The organism is Stenotrophomonas sp. GW821-FHT01H02A, from assembly GCF_059422145.1.
Window position 1 is genome coordinate 452606 of the sequence record NZ_JBWKWI010000001.1, and the last position, 19212, is coordinate 471817.

Sequence of the window (19212 nt, forward strand, 5' to 3'; positions counted from 1 at the left end):
CGGCCCGGCACGCGTTGCGCGGCCAGGCCGGATGCGACGATCAGGTTGGGATCCTGCGGATCTGATCAGATCGCAGGGCTGGCTGGCGCAGCTTAGAAATCCTGCTGCAGGCTGAGGTAGGCGCCGCGGCGGGGACCCCACTGCGGGGCGAACACGCCGATGCCGCCGCCGTCGCGCAGTTGGTAGCTGCGGTCCAGTGCGTTGACCAGTGCGAGCTGCGCGTGCAGCGGGTGGCCGCTGTCGGCGTTGAAGTCGTGGCCGGCGCTGAGGTTGAGCTGGAGATAGGCGGGGAGTTCGCCGCCGTTGGGGACGCCGTCGGTGTCCGAGCGCAGGCCGCTGCCGAAGACGTAGTCGGCGCCCAGGCGATTGTGGCCGGCGAAGGCGTAGCTGATGCCGCCGGACGAGGTCAGTTTCTGGTCGTGGTCCAGGTGGATCCAGTTGTCCTGGACGTAGGCGAGTGCCTCGGGATCGAGGTTGTACTGGCCGGTGATGACCTGCTTGCCCATCGCCTTGTTGTAGGCGGCGTTGAAGTAGGCGCTGAGCGGGCCATTGCTGTAGTCGGCGCTGAATTCCACGCCGTGGATATGGCCCAAGCGGTAGTTGAAGGTCGAATAGATGTAGGCGGCGCCGAACTGGCCTTCATCCTGCAGGCGGTCGACCTTGCGGTCGTAGGCATCCAGGCCGAGGGTGAGGTGTTCGCCGATCTGCTGGGAAACGCCGATGTCGTAGTAGTCGCTGCGCTCGGACAGCGGGGTGGTGCTGCCCCCTGCGGGCTGTTGGTTGGTGGTGCCGTCATAGAGCGCGATGTCGCTGCTGGCCACCAGTTCGCTGGCCGGCGGAGTGAAGTAGCGCGAGTAGCCGGCGTGCACGGTGGTGCTGTCGCTGGCGTTCCAGACCACGCCCAGGCGCGGGCTGAGCTGGCCCTCGGTGCCGCCGAACGCCTTGTAGCGGTCACCGCGCAGGCCGTAGTTGACCGTCCAGTCATCACCGAGGCGCCATTCGTCCTGCAGGTAGATGGCGGTCGTGGTGGCGTTGAAGGCGCTGGCGTCGGGGATCCGCAGCGGGGTGGTGCTGGCCTGTCGGCCGTCGGCGTCGACCGGGAAGACCCAGGTGTCGCTGCCGGCGCGCGCGTGTTCTGCGTTGACGTAGAGGCCATAGCGCAGCGTGTGGTTCTCGCCCAGCGGGGTGGAGAAATCGGCCTGCACGGTATTGGCGCGGTTGCTGCGCTCCACCTGCGAGGCCACGCCGTTGAAGATCAGGTCGCCAGCGAGGTCCGGGTCGAATGCGAGGTCGCTGTACCGCTGGCCGGCCGAGACCTGGTAGGCGGTGCTGCCCAGCGAGCCCTGCAGCACCAGCATGCCGAAGCGGGTGGTCTCGCGCTGGTTCTCGTCCAGCGCCGCCGAGTCGGCGTTGACCGTGTCCAGGTAGCCGAACTGCGGAGCCTGGCCGGGGTTGACCGGGATCTGGAAGCGGTTGTTGGAGAAGCCGGCGAACAGGCTCAGGCGAGTGTCTTCGTTGACCAGGTAGGTCAGGTCCGCGAACGCCTTGCCCTGATGGGTGTCATCGTGGTCCGGCCGGCGCGAGGCGGTGGGGTTTTCCATGCCCACCTGGTTCTGGTCGTAGTTGCCGGTCAGGTACCAGCTCCAGCGGCCCTGGCTGCCCCACCACGAGGCGTTGGGGTTGACCTTGCCGTACGAGCCGGCGGTGATCCCGGCGCTGCCGCCATTGCCCAGTTCGGCGCCGCTGCGGGTGGTGATGTCGACCACGGCCGCGGTGCGCTCGCCGAACTGGGCCGGCAGGGCGCCATCCATCAGGCGGATGCTCTTGATCGCGCGGGCATCCAGGGTCTGGCCGAAGCCGGAGATCGATTCGGGCAGCAGCACGCCGTTGAGGCGGTACTGGAGGTTGGCGTGGTCGCCGCGCACGTGCACGCCGCCGTAGGAGTCCTGGACCACGCCGGGCGCCTGCAGCAGCACCTGGTTCAACGGGGTGGAGGCGCCCAGTGGCAGGTTCTGGATGTCCTCGGCGGTGATCTGGTACTGGCTGCTGCCGATATCCGGCGACAGCGCGTTGCGGGCCTGGTCGAGCTGGGCACTGACGGTGACTGCGTCCAGGTCGGTGACGGCCGGGGCGCTGGCCGGGGCGGCGGCGAGGGCGGGCAGGCCGGTGAGGGCCAGGGAAACAGCAATACCGGTAGCAAGCAGGGAGGGCTTCATGAGGATGGCTTGGCTGGGCAAAGGGGGAGGGGGCCGGCCTGGCGAGTGTTACTCCGTAACAAATCATGCGCCTGTCCGCGTCGGCCGGACCATGCGCGATCTGGCCGATCAACGCATCCTTTGCTCGGCGTTCAGCCTGGGAAGACCGCCCGGCCCTTTGCGTCGGCGGCGCGCTCTGCGACCATGACCGGCCCCACACCCCGGAAGTCCGTGATGAGCCTGTCCGCCCCGCTTGTAGCCGATCCCGCCGCGACCGCCGTCGACGCTGCCTGGTCGCCGGAGAGCTGGCGTGGCAAGCCGGCGCTGCAGCTGCCGACCTACCCGGACCCCCTGGCGCTGGATGCCTCGCTGCACGAGCTCAAGCGGCTGCCGCCGCTGGTGACCTCCTGGGAAATCCTGGCGCTCAAGCAGCAGCTGGCCGAGGCCCAGGAAGGCAAGCGTTTCCTGCTGCAGGGCGGTGACTGCGCGGAGAATTTCAGCGATTGCGAATCCACCACCATCTCCAACCGGCTCAAGGTGCTGCTGCAGATGAGCCTGGTGCTGGTGCACGGCATGCGCAAGCCGGTGATCCGGGTCGGGCGCTTCGCCGGGCAGTACGCCAAGCCGCGCTCGGCCGATACCGAAACCCGCGACGGCGTGACCCTGCCCAGCTACCGCGGCGATGTGATCAATGCGCCGGAATTCACCGAAGCTGCGCGCCTGCCGGATCCGCGCCGGATGCTGCAGGCGCATGCGCACTCGGCGATGACGATGAACTTCGTGCGGGCGCTGATCGATGGTGGCTTCGCCGACCTGCACCACCCCGAGTACTGGAACCTGGAGTGGGTGCGGCATTCGCCGCTGGCCACCGATTACCAGAAGATGGTGTCCTCGATCGGCGATGCAGTGCGTTTCATGGAAACGCTGTCCGGCACGCAGGTGTACAACCTCAACCGGATCGACTTCTACACGTCGCACGAAGCGCTGCTGCTGCCCTACGAGCAGGCGCTGACCCGCCAGGTGCCGCGCCAGCAGGGCTGGTTGAACCTGAGCACGCATTACCCGTGGATCGGCATGCGCACTGCGGCCCTGGATGGCGCACACGTGGAATACCTGCGCGGCGTGCGCAACCCGATCGCGATCAAGGTGGGCCCGTCGGTGCAGCCGGACCAGTTGCTGCGCTTGATCGATGTGCTCAACCCCGATGACGAACCGGGCCGCCTGAGCTTCATCCACCGCATGGGCGCGGCGCAGATCGCGCAGAAGCTGCCGCCGCTGCTGGAGGCGGTCAAGCGCGATGGTCGTCGGGTGCTGTGGGTGTGCGACGCGATGCATGGCAACACCGAGAGCACCAGCAACGGCTACAAGACGCGCCGCTTCGACAACGTGCGTGGCGAGGTCGAGATGTCCTTCGATCTGCATGCGGCGGCCGGCACGCGGTTGGGGGGCGTGCACCTGGAGCTGACCGGCGAGGACGTCACCGAATGCACCGGCGGTGCGCGCGAATTGACCGAGCGTGATCTTGAACGTGCCTACCGTTCCTCGGTGGATCCGCGCCTGAACTACGAGCAGTCGCTGGAGATCGCGATGGCGATCGTGCGCAAGCAGGCGCATTACGCCGACTGAGGCGGGCGCGTGTCCTCGACACGCACCTTACATCCGCCTGACACGATGGTCATGGCCGCACCGGCATCCTGTGGACTTCCCCGCGAAGAACACAGGAGCGTGCAGTGACCGTGGACTGGCAGCAGGCAGGGTTGTATCTGTGGCCCATCTCGATCGCACTCGTGATCGGGATCAGTGGCTGGTGGTTGCTGATGGCATTGACGCGTCGGTTGAAACACCGTGATTACCGCCGCGCCCGCATCGCGCGCGTGATCAGCCGGCCGCTCGCCTTCGCCTTGCCACTGCTGCTGTTGATTCCCGCGCTGGAGGCCACGCCGCTGCACGGGCGTTGGCTGGATCAGTCACTGCGGCTGCTGCATATCGGCCTGACCGGCTGCTTCATCTGGTTGCTGGTGCGAGCGGTGGCCGCCGGTGAACAGGCGATCCTTCGCGATCACCCGATGGAGGTGGCGGACAATCTCGAAGCACGCCGGATCCAGACCCAGACCCGGGTGCTGAGCCGCGTACTGATGGGCGCGATCATCCTGGTCGGGGTCTCGCTGATTCTGTTGACCTTCCCGATGGTGCGCCAGATCGGCACGGCGCTGCTGGCCTCGGCCGGCATCATCGGCCTGGTCGCCGGTATCGCAGCCAAGCCGGTGTTCGGCAACCTGATCGCCGGTCTGCAGATTGCCTTGACCCAGCCGATCCGGCTGGACGATGTGGTGATCGTCGAAGGGGAGTGGGGTCGCGTGGAAGAGATCAACAGCAGCTACGTGGTGGTGCGGATCTGGGATGCGCGACGGATGGTGGTACCGCTCACGTGGTTCATCGAGCACCCGTTCCAGAACTGGACCCGGCGCAGCGCCGATCTGCTCGGCACCGCTTTCCTGTGGCTGGACTACACGGCACCCATTCCCGCGATCCGCGCCGAACTGGAGCGGATCTGCAAGGGCGAGGCGTTGTGGGATGGCCAGGTCTGCGTGACCCAGGTGACCGAGACCAGCGAGCACACCCTGCAGGTGCGCCTGCTGGTGAGCGCGCGCAACTCCGGGGATGCCTTCGATCTGCGCTGCATCGTGCGCGAGCGTATGCTCGACTTCCTCGCGCGCGAACACCCGCAGGCGCTGCCGCGCACCCGTGCCGAGCTCAATCAGGAAGTGACGCCGACGCGCCGGCCACGTTCGCAGCCGGCCGAGGATGCGCGCTCGCCAGGTGCCGAGGATGGCGGACCGGCGATCCTGCCGGACCCGGACCCGAAAGAGGTGACCCGGTAGCTACCGACCGTTGGTCGGTACACGCCCCTCAGGGCGCGACGCCGTTGGTGAGCAGGGTATCGGTCTGGAACCGCGGCGGGCGGCGTGCACGGGTGCGCTGCTCGTAGGCGTAGCCCAGCTCGATCAGGCGCGGTTCGCTCCACGCCGTGCCCATGAACAGCAGTCCCAGCGGCAGCCCGTTCACGTGTGCCATCGGCACCGTCAGGCTCGGGTAGCCGGCCACGGCGGCAGCGCTGTAGCTCTCGCCCGGGAAGTCATCCCCGCTGCCCGCCCGGATCGGCCAGGCCGTTCCGGTGGTCGGCGCCACCAGCGCATCCAGCTTCTGCTCGCGCAACACCGCATCGATGCCCTCGGGGCCGGCCAGGCGGCGCGCGTCACTGCGCGCGCGAATGTACTCCGGGGTGCCGAGGCCGCCCATCGAGGCAGCGGTTTCCATCAGGTCCTGGTCGAACAACGCCAGTTCCTTGCCTGCGTGCTGCCGGTTCCAGGAGATGACCTCGTCCAGGCTGCGCACCGGCGCCTGGTAGGCCGTGAAGTAGCGCTGCAGGCCGGCCTTGAACTCGTGCATCAGTACGATGCGCTCGGCGTCCTGCCACTGTCCCTGGGTCGGCAGCTGCACCGGCACCACGGTGGCGCCGGCGTCGCGCAGCACGGCCACGGCATGCTGCAGGGCCGGGGCGATGCCCGGCTTCTGCATCAGGTCGCCATACAGCACGCCGATCCGCGCGCCGCGCAGGCCATCGGGGTTCAAGCGCGAGGTGTAATCGTAGACCGCGCGACCGGGCATGGTGGCGGTGGCCGGGTCGGCCTCGTCGCGGCCGGCGATGGCGGTCAGCAGCGCCGCCGCATCGGCGACGCTGCGGGCCATCGGGCCGGCGGTGTCCTGGCTGAAGGAGATCGGGATGATGCCCTCGCGGCTGACCAGGCCGACCGTCGGCTTGAGCCCGACCACGCCGTTGACCGCGGCCGGGCAGACGATGCTGCCATCGGTTTCAGTGCCGATCGCCGCCACCGCGAGATTGGCCGACACCGCCACCGCGCTGCCGCTGCTGGAGCCGCAGGGGGTGTGGCTGAGTCGATACGGGTTGCGGGTCTGTCCGCCACGCGCGCTCCAACCCGAGACCGATTGGCTGGAGCGGAAGTTGGCCCATTCGCTGAGATTGGTCTTGCCGAGGATCAGCGCGCCGGCCGCGCGCAGGCGCTTGACCAGGAACGCGTCGTCCGGGCGGAAGCCGTCCAGCGCCAGCGAGCCGGCGGTGGTGCTCATCGGGCTGGCGCCGATGTTGTCCTTGAGCAGCAGCGGGATGCCGTGCAGCGGGCCCCGCAGGTGGCCCTGGTGGCGCTCGGCATCCAGTTGGGCGGCTTCGCGCAGCGCATCCGGGTTGAGCTCGATCACCGCGCGCAGGCGCGGGCCGGAGCGGTCCAGGCGGGCGATGCGGTCCAGGTAGGCGCGGGCCAGGGTGACGCTGTCCAGTTCGCCACTGGCCATCCGCGCCTGCAGATCGGCGATGTCGGCTTCGGCGTAGACGAACGGCACCGGCGCGCGGGTCGGGGGTACGGGAGCAGGCGACTCACGGGCATGCAGCGGCGCCGGACCCGGGCTGCAACCGGCCAGTGCGAACAGCATCAGTGATGTCAGTGTCAGGCGCATGCCTGTCCCCCCGAACCGGCCGACAGGCTAACCAGCACAGGCGGCGCTTGGCAACTCAAGCCGCTTTGGCGGCCTTGCCATGGCGTTTGCGGATATCGCGGGCGAGCACGCCGACCACGATCAGATTGATCACCAGCACCGACCACGAGGCCCAGCCCGGGTGACGGAGGATGGCGTAGATATCGAACGGCAGGTAGATGCCGGCAGTGACGCAGCCCAGCCAGGAGGCCCAGGCTTTGGCGCGCCAGAGGCCCCAGGCCTCGAACAGGTGCAGGACGCCATAGGCGACCATCGCAGCAGCCGCCAGATGCACGGCATCGGGGCTGATCATGTTGAGCAGTGAGGGCAGGGTGCCGTGATCCGGGTCCAGGCTGAACCGGCGGATCAGGGCATTGACCGCATCGCGCAGGGGCTGCGGGCCGAGCATTTCCAGCCCGGTCGCAGCCAACAGCGCCAGAACCGCCTTGCTGGCTTCCAGCAAGGCGATCAGGTGAAGCCCCGGATGCTTGTGAGGATCCGGGTTGTAGGGCTTGTCGATCACGACAATGGTCCGATCAGCCGCCGCGCGATGCCTTCTTGCGCTCGCTCTCGGTCAGGCCCTTCTTGCGCAGGCGGATTTCCTTCGGCGTGATTTCGACCAGCTCGTCGTCTTCGATGAAGTCCAGGGCCTGCTCCAGCGAGTACTTGATCGCCGGGGTCAGCTGGATCGCATCGTCCTTGCCCGAAGCGCGCATGTTGGTCAGCGGCTTGGTCTTGATCGCGTTGACGGTCAGGTCGTTGTCCTTGGAGTGGATGCCGACCAGCTGGCCTTCATACACATTGTCGCCTTCAGCAGCGAACAGCTTGCCGCGTTCCTGCAGCGGGCCCAGCGAGTACGCCGGGGTGGCACCCGGAGCATTGGCGATCATCACGCCGTTCTGGCGCTTGGCGATCGCGCCCTGCTCCTTCGGGCCGTAATGGTCGAACACGTGGAACAGCAGGCCCGAACCCTGGGTCAGGGTCTTGAACTCGTTCTGGAAGCCGATCAGGCCACGGGCCGGGATCTGGTATTCCAGGCGCACGCGGCCCTTGCCGTCCGGCTCCATGTTCTTCAACTGGCCCTTGCGGGTGCCCAGCTTTTCCATCACGCCGCCCTGGTGCTGCTCTTCGATGTCCACCACCAGCTGCTCGATCGGCTCCATGGCCTGGCCGTCGATCTGCTTGATGATCACTTCCGGGCGCGACACGGCCAGCTCGTAGCCTTCACGACGCATGTTCTCGATCAGCACCGACAGGTGCAGTTCGCCACGGCCGGAGACCAGGAACTTGTCGGCGTCTTCCAGCTGTTCCACCTTCAGGGCCACGTTGTGGACCTGCTCGCGGTCCAGACGGTCCTTGATCTGGCGGCTGGTCAGGAACTTGCCACCGGACAGGTCCTTGTTGCCGGCGAACGGCGAGTTGTTGACCTGGAAGGTCATCGAGATCGTCGGTTCATCGACGGTCAGCGCCGGCAGCGCTTCCGGGGTATCCGGGTGGCACAGGGTATCGGAGATGGTCAGTTCCGGAATGCCCGAGATGGCGATGATGTCGCCGGCCTCGGCGGTGTCCTGCTCGATGCGCTCCAGGCCCAGGAAGCCCAGCACCTGCGCGACCTTGCCGTTGCGCTTCTTGCCTTCACGGTCGATCACCGCGACCTGCATGTTCTTCTTCAGGGTGCCGCGCTGCACGCGGCCGATGCCGATCACGCCCACGAAGTTGTTGTAGTCCAGCTGGCTGATGCGCATCTGGAACGGACCTTCCGGGTCCACTTCCGGCTTCGGCGCATGCTGCATGATCGCTTCGTACAGCGGGGTCATGTCGCCATCGCGCACGGTATCTTCCAGGCCGGCGTAGCCGTTCAGGGCCGAGGCGTAGACGATCGGGAAGTCGAGCTGCTCATTGGTGGCGCCGAGCTTGTCGAACAGGTCGAAGACCTGGTCGATCACCCAATCCGGACGCGAGCCCGGACGGTCGACCTTGTTGACCACGACGATCGGCTTGAAGCCCATCGCGAAGGCCTTCTGGGTCACGAAGCGGGTCTGCGGCATCGGGCCGTCCATCGCGTCGACGAGGATCAGCACGGTGTCGACCATCGACAGCACGCGCTCCACTTCGCCGCCGAAGTCGGCGTGTCCCGGGGTGTCGACGATGTTGATCCGGTTCTTGATACCGGTCTTCTTGTCTTCCCAGGTGATGGCCGTGTTCTTGGCCAGGATGGTGATGCCGCGTTCCTTTTCCTGGTCATTGCTGTCCATCACGCGCTCGGCGAGCACGGTGCGCTCGGAGAGGGTGCCGGACTGCTTGAGCAGCTGGTCGACGAGGGTGGTCTTACCGTGGTCGACGTGGGCGACGATGGCGATGTTGCGAAGATTTTCGATAGACATGCGAAAGGGGGCCAGTCGGCGCCGGATTTGGAAAAAGAAGTCCAACATTATACGGCCAAGATGACCAATCGCGAAAAGTGCCTCGCAAGCCTTGCCGGACAGGCATTCAGCTGTGTGAGGGGAGCCTGTCCGGGCGGCCTGGCGCGCGCTGGAGAGGGGGTGTTCGACCATCGTCAGGCAGGCCGACGCCGGACCACGGGTGTATCCTTATGGGCTGACGATAACCCCGTATATCAAGGATCCGCATGTCCCTCATCGCCACCTTCGACACCACCCAGGGCCCGATCAAGGTCGAGCTGTTCGCCGACAAGGCCCCGCTGACGGTTGCCAACTTCGTCAACCTGGTCAAGCACGGCTTCTATGACGGCCTGATCTTCCACCGTGTGATCCCGGACTTCATGATCCAGGGCGGTTGCCCGCAGGGTCGTGGCACCGGCGGCCCGGGCTACAAGTTCGAAGATGAAAAGAACGGCGTGAAGCACCAGGTCGGCTCGCTGTCGATGGCCAATGCCGGTCCGAACACCAACGGCAGCCAGTTCTTCATCACCCACATCAAGACCGATTGGCTGGACGGCAAGCACACCGTGTTCGGCCAGGTGCTCGACGGCCAGGCCATCGTGGACTCGGTCAAGCAGGGCGACGTGATCCATTCGATCACCCTGGAAGGCGACACCGACGCCGTGCTGGCCGCCCAGGCCGAGCGCGTGGCGGAGTGGAACAAGCTGATCCCCAGCGCCTGATCCGATCCCGACGGCCCCCTGTGAAGGGGGCCGTTTTCACGTTCACAGCTACTTAGCTTCTTAGCAGAGGAAATCCCCATGAAAGCACCTGTTCGTGTTGCCGTGACCGGCGCCGCCGGCCAGATCGGCTACGCCCTGCTGTTCCGCATCGCCTCCGGCGACATGCTGGGCAAGGACCAGCCGGTCATCCTGCAGCTGCTCGAGCTGCCGGTCGACAAGGCCCAGGCCGCCCTGCGCGGCGTGATGATGGAACTGGAAGACTGCGCGTTCCCGCTGCTGGCCGGCATGGTCGGTACCGACGACGCCGAAGTGGCCTTCAAGGATGCAGACATCGCCCTGCTGGTCGGCGCGCGTCCGCGCGGCCCGGGCATGGAGCGCAAGGATCTGCTGCTGGAAAACGCCAAGATCTTCACCGCCCAGGGCGCAGCGCTGAACAAGGTCGCCAAGCGTGACGTCAAGGTGCTGGTGGTCGGCAACCCGGCCAACACCAATGCCTACATCGCGATGAAGTCGGCGCCGGACCTCAACCCGCGCAACTTCACCGCCATGCTGCGCTTGGACCACAACCGTGCGCTGAGCCAGCTGTCGACCAAGCTCGGCAAGCCGGTCGGTGGCATGGAGAAGCTGATCGTGTGGGGCAACCACAGCCCGACCATGTACCCGGACTACCGTTTCGCCACCGCCGATGGTGCCTCCATCGCCGATGCGATCAACGACCAGGACTGGAACGCCGGCACCTTCATCCCGACCGTGGGCAAGCGCGGCGCGGCGATCATCGAAGCCCGCGGCTCGTCCTCGGCGGCCTCGGCCGCCAATGCCGCCGTCGACCACATCCGTGACTGGGTGCTGGGCAGCAACGGCAAGTGGGTCACGATGGGCGTGCCGTCCGACGGCTCCTATGGCATCCCGGAAGGCGTGATCTTCGGCTTCGCGGTCACCACCGAGAACGGCGAGTACACCCTGGTCAAGGACCTGCCGGTCGACGACTTCAGCCAGAAGTACATCGACAAGACCCTGGCCGAGCTGGAAGAAGAGCGCGCCGGCGTCGCCCACCTGCTGGGCTGATCGCACGCGCTGTCGGGGGCCGGCCGTTGGCCGGTCGCCGCATGAAGAAACGCCGGGCTTGCCCGGCGTTTTTTTTGTCCTGGCGCGCGCGGCATCACGCATCGCATGGATCTGTCCACGCGCCTACGACCAAGGTCGGACGGCCCGCCCGACGGCATCGGACTATGCTCGATCCCATGACTTTGTCTGGGAGGGCTGTCATGCGTTACGAAGATGTCTATCGACGTTCGGTCGATGAACCCGAGGCGTTCTGGGGTGAGGAAGCCCAGCGCATCTATTGGCACACGCCGCCGCAGCAGATCCTCGACTACAGCAACCCGCCTTTCCGGCGCTGGTTCGTCGGCGGTGAAACCAACCTCTGCTACAACGCGGTGGACCGCCATCTGGTCGACCGTCCCGACCAGCTCGCCCTCGTCGCCGTCTCCAGTGAAACCGGGGTCACCCGCGAAATCACCTACCGCGAGCTGCACCGCGAAGTGAATGCCTTCGCGGCCGTGCTGCAGCGGCTGGATGTGCAGCGCGGCGACCGCGTGGTGATCTACATGCCGAACATGGCCGAAGCCGTGTTCGCGATGCTGGCCTGCGCGCGCATCGGGGCGATCCACTCGGTGGTGTTCGGTGGCTTCGCCGCGCACAACCTGGCGCTGCGCATCGACGATGCCGAGCCCAAGCTGCTGATCGCCGCTGATGCCGGCAAGCGCGGTGGCAAGGTGATCCCGTACAAGGCGATGGTCGACGCCGCCTGCGCCGAAGCCGCTTCGCCGCCGCCGCGCGTACTGATCGTTTCGCGCGGGCTGGACCCGGCCGAGCCGAAGGTGCCCGGCCGCGACGTCGACTACGCCACCCTGCGCGCCGAAGTGGGGGACCAGGATGTGCCGGTGGTGTGGCTGGAATCCAGCGAGCCGAGCTATCTGCTCTACACCTCCGGCACCACCGGCAAGCCCAAGGGCGTGCAGCGCGACGTGGGGGGCTACGCGGTAGCGATGGCGCAGTCGATGGAGACCGTGTTCGACTGCAAGCCCGGCCAGGTGATGTTTTCCACCTCGGACGTGGGTTGGGCGGTGGGGCATTCCTACAACGTGTATGGCCCGTTGATCGGCGGCTGTACGTCGTTGCTGTACGAAGGGTTGCCGACCAGCCCCGACCCGGGCATCTGGTGGGCCCTGTGCGAACAGTACGGCGTGCGCACGCTGTTCTCCTCGCCGACCGCGATCCGCGTACTGAAGAAGCACGATGCCGACTTCATCCGCCGCCACGATCTGGCGTCGCTGAAGTACGTGTTCCTCGCTGGTGAGCCGCTCGACGAACCCACCGCGCACTGGATCAACGACGCGCTGGGCAAGCCGATCATCGACAACTACTGGCAGACCGAAACCGGCTGGCCCGCACTGACCCTGCTGCCGGGCGTGGACATGAAACCGGTCCGCTTCGGTTCGCCCGGTTTCCCGAATCTCGGCTACAGCATGAAAGTCATCGACGAGAACACCGGTGAAACCGTCGCACCGGGGCAGAAGGGCGTGCTGGTGATGGTCCCGCCCTTGCCGCCGGGCTGCATGACCACCGTCTGGAAGGACGATGCGCGCTTCATCCAGAGCTACTTCAGCCACTTCAAGGAGCTGCTCTACAGTTCGCTCGACTGGGCGATCCAGGATGAGGACGGGTATACCTTCATCCTGGGCCGCACCGACGATGTCATCAACGTGGCCGGGCACCGCCTGGGCACGCGCGAGATCGAAGAATGCATCGCCGGCCATCCGCTGGTGGCCGAGGCGGCCGTGATCGGGGTCAAGGACGAGCTCAAGGGCCAGGTGCCGCTGGTGTTCGTCACCCTCAAACAGGCGCTGCAGGGCGACGGCAGTGCCGTCGTGGCCGAGATGATGCAGCGGGTGAGCAGCACGCTGGGCGCGGTCGCACGGCCGGCGCACATCCATATCGTGAATGCGTTGCCCAAGACCCGCTCGGGCAAGCTGCTGCGGCGCTCGCTGCAGGCGTTGGCGGAGGCGCGTGACCCGGGGGATCTGTCGACGCTGGATGACCCGGCGGCACTGGACGAGATCCGGCGCGCGCTGGGGAACTGAGCGCGCGCCTGAGCGGCGCGTGCTGCAGCGCATTATCCGTGGCGTCCAGCGTCAGGTAAGCTCGGGACGTGACCGCTCCGGGCTCCCGGCGGCAAGCGTTGCGCTGGGGACACGGCGCGCGTCGGCGCCGGCGTGGGGAGCCGCCCGGAACGGTCGCAAGGGGACGCACGTGCACCGGCCAACGGCTCGGCTGCCGGGCGTGGCAATGCAGCAGGCGACAGGGGGAACCACCAGATGGCCTACATCCATGCCAAGACGGCCGCTGGCCGTCAGGAAATCGAGGACCGTGCACGGCGCCTGCCGCCGGCGTTGCGGTCCATTCTGCTGATGGTCGATGGTCAGCGTGATGACACGGCGTTGAACGCTTTGTTGCCGGGCCTGCGCGCGCCGGAGGATGCGCTGGCACAGCTGTCGGCGATGGGCCTGATCGATATCATCGGCGGCAGCGCCGCACCGGTCGTGGCCGCGGCGCTGACCGCCGGGCGCGAACAGGACCCGGATCTGTACAAGCGACTGTACGACTGGATGAGCGAATCGGTGCGCAGGCATCTCGGCCTGAAGGGCTATTTCATGCAGTTGAAGGTGGAGCGCTGCACCGATGCAGCCAGCCTGGAGAAACTGTGGCCGGACATGGCCGCGGCGATCAGCAAGGCGAAAAGCCCGGCATTGGCCAGCCGCTGGCTGGACGAGACGCGCACGCTGCTGCAGGCCGACGCGTCGATCGCCTGAGACGACGCCTCCACGGCGGCGGGGCAGCGCGCTGTTTAGAATGCGCGCTGATTCTGTGGCGGGAGAGCGGTGATGGAGGATGTGATCGAGGATGACGGTGCGCCCGGTTGGGATGCCATCGATGCCGCGTTGAAGGCGGTGTATCCCGTGCAGGCGCCGCAGCATTACGGCCCGTTGCTGCGTTCGCTGCTGGGCGGCGAGGATCCGCTGGACGGCATCAGCGCATACTGGAACGATGCGCCGCTGCCGCACTGGCACTTCGTCAGCTATGGCTTCTCCGAGCTGTATGAAAAGGAGAGCGATGATCCGGTCACCAGCGGCTACGGTTTCGAGCTGAGCGTCCGGGTTGCCGCCGCGGCGGGCAGCGAGCCGCCGGCCTGGGCGATGAACTTCCTGCAGAACCTGGCGCGCTACGTGTTCGCCAACGGCAAGGTGTTCCAGCAGGGCCACTACCTCAACGCGGGCGGGCCGATCGCCGCCGACACCGATACGCTGCTGCGGCATGTCGCCTTCATGCGCGATCCGCAGCTGCCGCCGCGCGAGACGCCCAACGGTTCGCTCGAGTTCCTGCAGGTGATCGGGCTGACCGATGACGAGATGGAAGCGGTGAAGCGCTGGTCGACCACCGGTGTGCTCGAAGCGCTGCTGCCGAAGATGCCGCTGTGGATCACCGATATCGCGCGTGGCTCGCTGCTGCTGGACGACCCTGCGCTTGCTGCCGCCGTGGCAGCGGGCGCGGCACGCGAAGGCTCGCAGACGGCCTATCTGTTCCTGGAAAAGCTGGGCGGGGCGGCGCAGGGCGAGGGTGCCGACCAGCAGTTGACCCTGACGCTGGGCGCGCGTCAGGTGGAATCGCTGCTCGCACTGCTGCCGGCGCGGTTGCTGTTCGGGCAGCCGTTGACGCTGGTCGGCAATGATCGGCAGATCACGTTGTCGCCGGCGGCGGTCAATGCGCTGGTGGTCGAGGCAGATGCGCTGGACTGCCAGCTGGCCCCGGCCACGGTGCAGGCACTGGTCGCCACGGTCCTGCCACGCCGCGGGACCTATGCGATCCCGGGCTGGCCGGCGCTGCAGGTGGTGGTGGAGCCGAGCGAACTTCGCGATGCCGAGGGCAATGTGGTCGAGGTCGTTGGCTGATCGCCGCGCGCTGGAAACGAAAAAGCCCGGCACTGCCGGGCTTCTTCTTGTCCGTCTGGATCAGACGCACCGGTCAGCTCAGGCCTTCGGCCTTCAGCGCCGCCTGCACGCCGGCATCGGCGTCCATGCGCTGCTTGAACGCGGCGATGTTGTCCAGCCCGCTCAGGTCGATCTTCGCGCCCGCAGCCCAGCGCAGGGTGATGTAGAAGTACGGATCGGCGAAGCTGCGGAAGCCGGCCAGCCAGGGGCGGTCGGCGAGCTGGGTGTCGGCGCGCTCGAACAGGCCACGCAGGCGCTTGCGTGCGGCACTGCGGACCGCGTCGTATTGGGTCTCGTCTTCGATGAACTTGCCCGGCCCGAACAGCGGCGAGAACGCCGGGTGCAGGTCGGAGTTGACGAAGGACAGCCAGCGGGTGGCTTCGGCGCGCTGCTTGGGGCTGCCGTCACCGACCAGGCCGGCCTGCGGGTAGGTGTCGGCGATGTAGCCCATGATGGCCGCGTTCTGGGTCAGCACGAAATCGCCATCGACCACTGCCGGAACCGAACCTGCGGGATTGATGGCCAGGAACGCAGGCGCCTTCAGGGTGTCCTTGTCGAGCAGTTCCACCTCGAACGGCTGGCCGGTCCACTGCAGGGCGATATGGTCGGCGGTGGAGCAGGCTCCGGGCTTGCTGTACAGCTTCATGGGAACTCCGTTGCGGATGGGTGGAAGGTGAGCCGCCCACTATTCCAGAGCCGGCCCCGCATCCTCAACGGTATTGCCGTAACAGATCGTTACGATGCGCGCGGCTTGAGTTTCTGCACGCGGTAGAAGGTGTGGTCGCCGATGGTCGCCACCTGGTAGGCATTGCGCCAGCTCGGGTTGGCGATCGCCATCGCGGCGAAGTGGCTCGCACCAGGCACGATCTCTTTGCGCTCACCGGCCGGCAGGGCCCAGTTACGCTCGGCATCGAAGGCCACGGTCATCGCTTCCTGCCAGGCATCGGCGTTGCCGAGCTGGGTGCCGGGCGCGACGATGGTCGGGGCGAACTGCTTGCGGGCGGTCACCACCTGGCACATCGAGTCGCCCCACAGGCCGCTGTCCAGGCGGCGCAGGGCCACTTCCGCGACGGCTTGCTGGCCGCGCAGGGTCTGGTCACGCGCTTCGAGGTAGACGGTCGTGCTCAGGCACAACGAATCGGCGGCAGGCTGCGGCAACAACTGTGACAGCCAGAGAATCCAGGCCAGTTTCATAAATCTCCTTGCTCCGTGTGGGCCGCACCTGGCTGGTCCATCCGATCGTGCGGACGGGGCGAGGGTTACGACTTGGCGTGATGGGGAGGCGGCCATCGGGGCCGCCCGGGGGCGGACCCGAAGAAGACGTGGGGTCCGCGCGCTCACTCGAACTGGGTGGTGAGCGGGAAAGTTGGCGCACGATAGGGGGGGATTTCCCAATGCATCCTGAACCCGAAGGCTTGACATTCAGGTTCGGAGGTGGGGCTGAATCAGCGGTTCAGCCCCGTATTCAGGTCGGTCTCGACCCGAATCAGAGGGCGGCGGCGACCCGGCTGCCCTGATCGATCGCGCGCTTGGCGTCGAGTTCGGCGGCGACATCCGCGCCGCCGATCAGCTGTGCGTTGATGCCGGCGGCCTGCAGCGCGGCGTGCAGATCGCGGCGCGGTTCCTGGCCGGCGCAGACCACCACGTGGTTCACCGGCAGCAGTTGTTCCTCGCCGTCCACGCGGATGCGCAGTCCGCGGTCATCCACGCCCAGGTACGCCACGCCGCCGAGCATGGTCACGCCCTTGGCCTTGAGCGTGGCGCGGTGGATCCAGCCGGTGGTCTTGCCCAGGCGTGCGCCGGGCTTGCCCGGGCTGCGCTGCAGCAGCCAGACCTTGCGGGCAGGTGCTTCAGGTGCCGGCCTGGCCAGCGCGCCCCGGCCCTCGAAGCTGGGATCCACGCCCCATTCGGCCATCCAGCGCGCCGGGTCCAGCGCAGAGGAGGGCCCCTCGTGGACCAGGAACTCGCCGACATCGAAGCCGATGCCGCCGGCGCCGATGATCGCGACCTGCTCGCCGACCTGGACCTTGCCGAGCAGCACATCCAGGTAGGTCACCACCTTGGGGTGGTCGGCGCCGGGGAAATCGACCCGGCGCGGGGTGATGCCGGTGGCGATCACCACCTCGTCGAAACCGGCCAGCGTGGCCACCTCGGCCACGGTGCCCAGCTTCACCTCGACACCGGTCTCGTCCAGCTTGTGGCGGAAATAGCGCAGCGTCTCGTGGAATTCCTCCTTGCCCGGAATGCGCTTGGCGACGTTGAACTGCCCGCCGATCTCGCTGCCGGCGTCGAACAGCGTCACCGCGTGGCCGCGCTCGGCAGCCACGGTCGCGCAGGCCAGCCCGGCCGGGCCGGCGCCGACCACGGCGATCCGGCGCGGCGCGGTGGTCGGGCGATAGACCAGTTCGGTCTCGTGCACGGCGCGTGGGTTGACCAGGCAACTGGCGGTCTTGTTCTCGAACACATGGTCCAGGCAGGCCTGGTTGCAGGCGATGCAGGTGTTGATCGCCTCGGGGCGCCCGGCGCGCGACTTGTTGGCCCACTGCGGGTCGGCCAGCAGCGGTCGCGCCAACGAGACCATGTCGGCACCGCCCGCGGCGAGGATCCCCTCGGCGACGTCGGGCATGTTGATGCGGTTGGTGGCGATCACCGGCACGCGCACATGCGGCTTGAGCTTGGCGGTGACCCCGGCAAAAGCGCCGCGCGGGACCGAGGTGGCGATGGTCGGGATGCGCGCCTCGTGCCAGCCGATGCCGGAGTTGATCAGGGTCGCGCCCGCCGCCTCGATGGCCTGCGCCTGCTGCACGATCTCGGCCCAGTTGCTGCCGTCGGGGACCAGGTCTACCAGGGAAAGCCGGTAGATGATGATGAAGTCCGGCCCGCAGGCTTCGCGGATGCGGCGCACGATCTCCACCGCGAAGCGCATGCGCTGTGCCGCGTCGCCGCCCCAGCGGTCGGTACGCTGGTTGGTGCGCGGCGCGATGAACTCATTGATCAGATAGCCTTCCGAACCCATCACCTCGACGCCGTCGTAACCGGCGTCGCGGGCCAGCCGCGCGCTGCGCGCGTAATCGGCGATGTGGCGGTCGACGCCTCGCGCGGACAGCGCCCGCGGGGTGAACGGGTTGATCGGCGCCTTCAGCTTGGAGGGCGCTACCGAGAGGGGGTGGTAAGCGTAGCGGCCCGCATGCAGCAGTTGCAGGCAGATCCTGCTGCCGTTCTCGTGCACGGCCCGGGTGACCTGGCGATGCGGGCGTACCTCCCAGGGCCAGGACAGCTTGCCGCCGAACGGCTTGAGCCAGCCGACCACGTTGGGCGCGAAGCCGCCGGTGACGATCAGGCCGACGCCGCCGGCCGCCCGCTCGGCGAAGTACGCCGCCAGCCGCGGGAAATCGCGCGCGCGGTCTTCCAGGCCGGTGTGCATGGACCCCATCAGGACCCGGTTGCGCAGCTGGGTGAAGCCCAGATCGAGGGGGGCGAACAGGTGCGGATAGGCGGTGGATTCGGCGGCTGGCGACATGTGGATACGCTTGCGTACGGAAGCCCGCAGGGTGCCGTGAAAGCCCCTGAAGAGCAAGCGCATGTGTCCCGCCAGATACCCGCCCGCCGGTCGGGACGGGCGCCCGTTACGGCGTGGCGGCGGCCGGGGCGGGCTTGCGGATGCCGAACAGCGGCAGGGTGACGCCGCACAAGGGACCGATCAGCAGGGCGAAGGCGAGGGTGCCGACCCCGACGTTGCCGCCCAGCCACCAGCCGATCAGCAACACCGTGCCTTCGATCGCGCTGCGCACGATCCAGATCGGCCAGCCGGTCCGGGCGTGCAGGCCGGTCATCAGGCCATCACGCGGGCCGGGGCCGAAGCGCGCGCCGATGTACAGGCCGGTGGCCAGCGCGACGAGCAGCAGGCCACACAGGAACATCGGGATCTGCCAGGCCAGGCCGTGCACCTCCGGCAGCAGCCACAGCCCGAACTGCGCGCTGGGGCCGATCAGCATCACGTTCAGTACCGTGCCCAAGCCCGGCTTCTGCCGGATCGGCCACCACAGCAGCAGCACCAGTGCGCCGATCACATTGGTGGCCACGCCGAAGGACAGCGGCGTCTGCAGCGCGATGCCCTGCGAAAGCACATCCCAGGGCGCCACGCCGATGGCGGCGCGGATCATCACCGCCGCGCCGAAGCCATACAGGAACAGGCCAAGCAGGAGTTGCAGCAGGCGCAGGGGCAGGGAGGTGGGCATGACGGGTATCACCGGAAGGGCCACTGACTGTAGGCGGCGCCGGGCACCGCCGACAG

The 19212-nt window shown here is 67.4% G+C and carries 15 protein-coding genes; 7 read left to right on the forward strand and 8 right to left on the reverse strand.

Annotated features, from left to right (window positions below):
- Positions 1–92 precede the first annotated feature (92 nt).
- Positions 93–2216, reverse strand: a complete 2124-nt coding sequence (locus AC07WC_RS02135) for a TonB-dependent receptor (RefSeq protein ID WP_495208554.1) — start codon at positions 2214–2216, stop codon at positions 93–95.
- A gap of 219 nt (positions 2217–2435) precedes the next feature.
- On the opposite strand from AC07WC_RS02135, the gene AC07WC_RS02140 reads away from it, so the two are divergent.
- Entirely contained in the window at positions 2436–3821 is a 1386-nt protein-coding gene (locus tag AC07WC_RS02140; RefSeq protein ID WP_495208767.1) for a class II 3-deoxy-7-phosphoheptulonate synthase, read from the forward strand.
- A gap of 110 nt (positions 3822–3931) precedes the next feature.
- A complete protein-coding gene (locus AC07WC_RS02145; RefSeq protein WP_495208768.1) occupies positions 3932–5077 on the forward strand; it encodes a mechanosensitive ion channel family protein in 1146 nt (381 codons plus the stop codon).
- Positions 5078–5105: 28 nt separating this feature from the next.
- Here AC07WC_RS02145 and AC07WC_RS02150 read toward each other — a convergent pair whose 3' ends face one another.
- The 3 genes from AC07WC_RS02150 to typA are packed head-to-tail and all read right to left on the reverse strand — an operon-like array spanning position 5106 to position 9130.
- Positions 5106–6728 carry an amidase gene (locus tag AC07WC_RS02150; protein WP_495208555.1) on the reverse strand — a complete coding sequence of 541 codons (1623 nt, stop codon included), beginning with the start codon at positions 6726–6728 and terminating at the stop codon, positions 5106–5108.
- Positions 6729–6783: 55 nt separating this feature from the next.
- A complete protein-coding gene (locus AC07WC_RS02155; protein ID WP_495208556.1) occupies positions 6784–7269 on the reverse strand; it encodes a DUF2127 domain-containing protein in 486 nt (161 codons plus the stop codon).
- A gap of 13 nt (positions 7270–7282) precedes the next feature.
- Entirely contained in the window at positions 7283–9130 is a 1848-nt protein-coding gene (gene typA / locus AC07WC_RS02160; RefSeq protein ID WP_495208557.1) for a translational GTPase TypA, read from the reverse strand.
- A 245-nt stretch (positions 9131–9375) separates the two neighbouring features.
- On the opposite strand from typA, the gene AC07WC_RS02165 reads away from it, so the two are divergent.
- The 5 genes from AC07WC_RS02165 (at position 9376) to AC07WC_RS02185 (ending at position 14879) form a co-directional block, all read left to right on the forward strand.
- A complete protein-coding gene (locus tag AC07WC_RS02165; RefSeq protein WP_019186174.1) occupies positions 9376–9870 on the forward strand; it encodes a peptidylprolyl isomerase in 495 nt (164 codons plus the stop codon).
- A gap of 78 nt (positions 9871–9948) precedes the next feature.
- Positions 9949–10935, forward strand: a complete 987-nt coding sequence (locus tag AC07WC_RS02170) for a malate dehydrogenase (protein ID WP_495208558.1) — start codon at positions 9949–9951, stop codon at positions 10933–10935.
- A 200-nt stretch (positions 10936–11135) separates the two neighbouring features.
- Complete coding sequence (gene prpE / locus AC07WC_RS02175; protein WP_495208559.1) at positions 11136–13013, forward strand: propionate--CoA ligase; 1878 nt, start codon at positions 11136–11138, stop codon at positions 13011–13013.
- 234 nt (positions 13014–13247) lie between these two features.
- A complete protein-coding gene (locus AC07WC_RS02180; RefSeq protein ID WP_495208560.1) occupies positions 13248–13742 on the forward strand; it encodes a hypothetical protein in 495 nt (164 codons plus the stop codon).
- Between the two features lie 72 nt (positions 13743–13814).
- Entirely contained in the window at positions 13815–14879 is a 1065-nt protein-coding gene (locus tag AC07WC_RS02185) for a suppressor of fused domain protein (RefSeq protein WP_495208561.1), read from the forward strand.
- Positions 14880–14952: 73 nt separating this feature from the next.
- On the opposite strand, the gene AC07WC_RS02190 is transcribed toward AC07WC_RS02185, so the two are convergent.
- From AC07WC_RS02190 to yczE, 4 genes are all read right to left on the reverse strand, one after another.
- Positions 14953–15564: a glutathione S-transferase N-terminal domain-containing protein gene (locus tag AC07WC_RS02190; protein ID WP_495208562.1), complete on the reverse strand. Its 612-nt coding sequence runs from the start codon at positions 15562–15564 to the stop codon at positions 14953–14955.
- Between the two features lie 89 nt (positions 15565–15653).
- Entirely contained in the window at positions 15654–16112 is a 459-nt protein-coding gene (locus AC07WC_RS02195; protein ID WP_019185842.1) for a cell wall hydrolase, read from the reverse strand.
- Positions 16113–16404: 292 nt separating this feature from the next.
- Positions 16405–18438 carry a 2,4-dienoyl-CoA reductase FMN-binding domain-containing protein gene (locus AC07WC_RS02200; RefSeq protein ID WP_495208563.1) on the reverse strand — a complete coding sequence of 678 codons (2034 nt, stop codon included), beginning with the start codon at positions 18436–18438 and terminating at the stop codon, positions 16405–16407.
- A 106-nt stretch (positions 18439–18544) separates the two neighbouring features.
- Positions 18545–19156 (reverse strand): membrane protein YczE, encoded by a 612-nt coding sequence (gene yczE / locus AC07WC_RS02205; protein WP_495208564.1) that lies wholly within the window; start codon positions 19154–19156, stop codon positions 18545–18547.
- Positions 19157–19212: the final 56 nt, after the last annotated feature.

Excerpts from the sequence above, each read along its gene's own strand:
- AC07WC_RS02180 (WP_495208560.1), top strand. The coding sequence starts at position 13,248 with ATGGCCTACATCCATGCCAAGACGGCCGCTGGCCGTCAGGAAATCGAG.
- prpE (WP_495208559.1), top strand. The coding sequence starts at position 11,136 with ATGCGTTACGAAGATGTCTATCGACGTTCGGTCGATGAACCCGAGGCG.
- AC07WC_RS02195 (WP_019185842.1), bottom strand. The coding sequence starts at position 16,112 with ATGAAACTGGCCTGGATTCTCTGGCTGTCACAGTTGTTGCCGCAGCCT.
- yczE (WP_495208564.1), bottom strand. The coding sequence starts at position 19,156 with ATGCCCACCTCCCTGCCCCTGCGCCTGCTGCAACTCCTGCTTGGCCTG.
- AC07WC_RS02165 (WP_019186174.1), top strand. The coding sequence starts at position 9,376 with ATGTCCCTCATCGCCACCTTCGACACCACCCAGGGCCCGATCAAGGTC.
- typA (WP_495208557.1), bottom strand. The coding sequence starts at position 9,130 with ATGTCTATCGAAAATCTTCGCAACATCGCCATCGTCGCCCACGTCGAC.
- AC07WC_RS02170 (WP_495208558.1), top strand. The coding sequence starts at position 9,949 with ATGAAAGCACCTGTTCGTGTTGCCGTGACCGGCGCCGCCGGCCAGATC.
- AC07WC_RS02200 (WP_495208563.1), bottom strand. The coding sequence starts at position 18,438 with ATGTCGCCAGCCGCCGAATCCACCGCCTATCCGCACCTGTTCGCCCCC.
- AC07WC_RS02150 (WP_495208555.1), bottom strand. The coding sequence starts at position 6,728 with ATGCGCCTGACACTGACATCACTGATGCTGTTCGCACTGGCCGGTTGC.
- AC07WC_RS02185 (WP_495208561.1), top strand. The coding sequence starts at position 13,815 with ATGGAGGATGTGATCGAGGATGACGGTGCGCCCGGTTGGGATGCCATC.
- AC07WC_RS02135 (WP_495208554.1), bottom strand. The coding sequence starts at position 2,216 with ATGAAGCCCTCCCTGCTTGCTACCGGTATTGCTGTTTCCCTGGCCCTC.
- AC07WC_RS02190 (WP_495208562.1), bottom strand. The coding sequence starts at position 15,564 with ATGAAGCTGTACAGCAAGCCCGGAGCCTGCTCCACCGCCGACCATATC.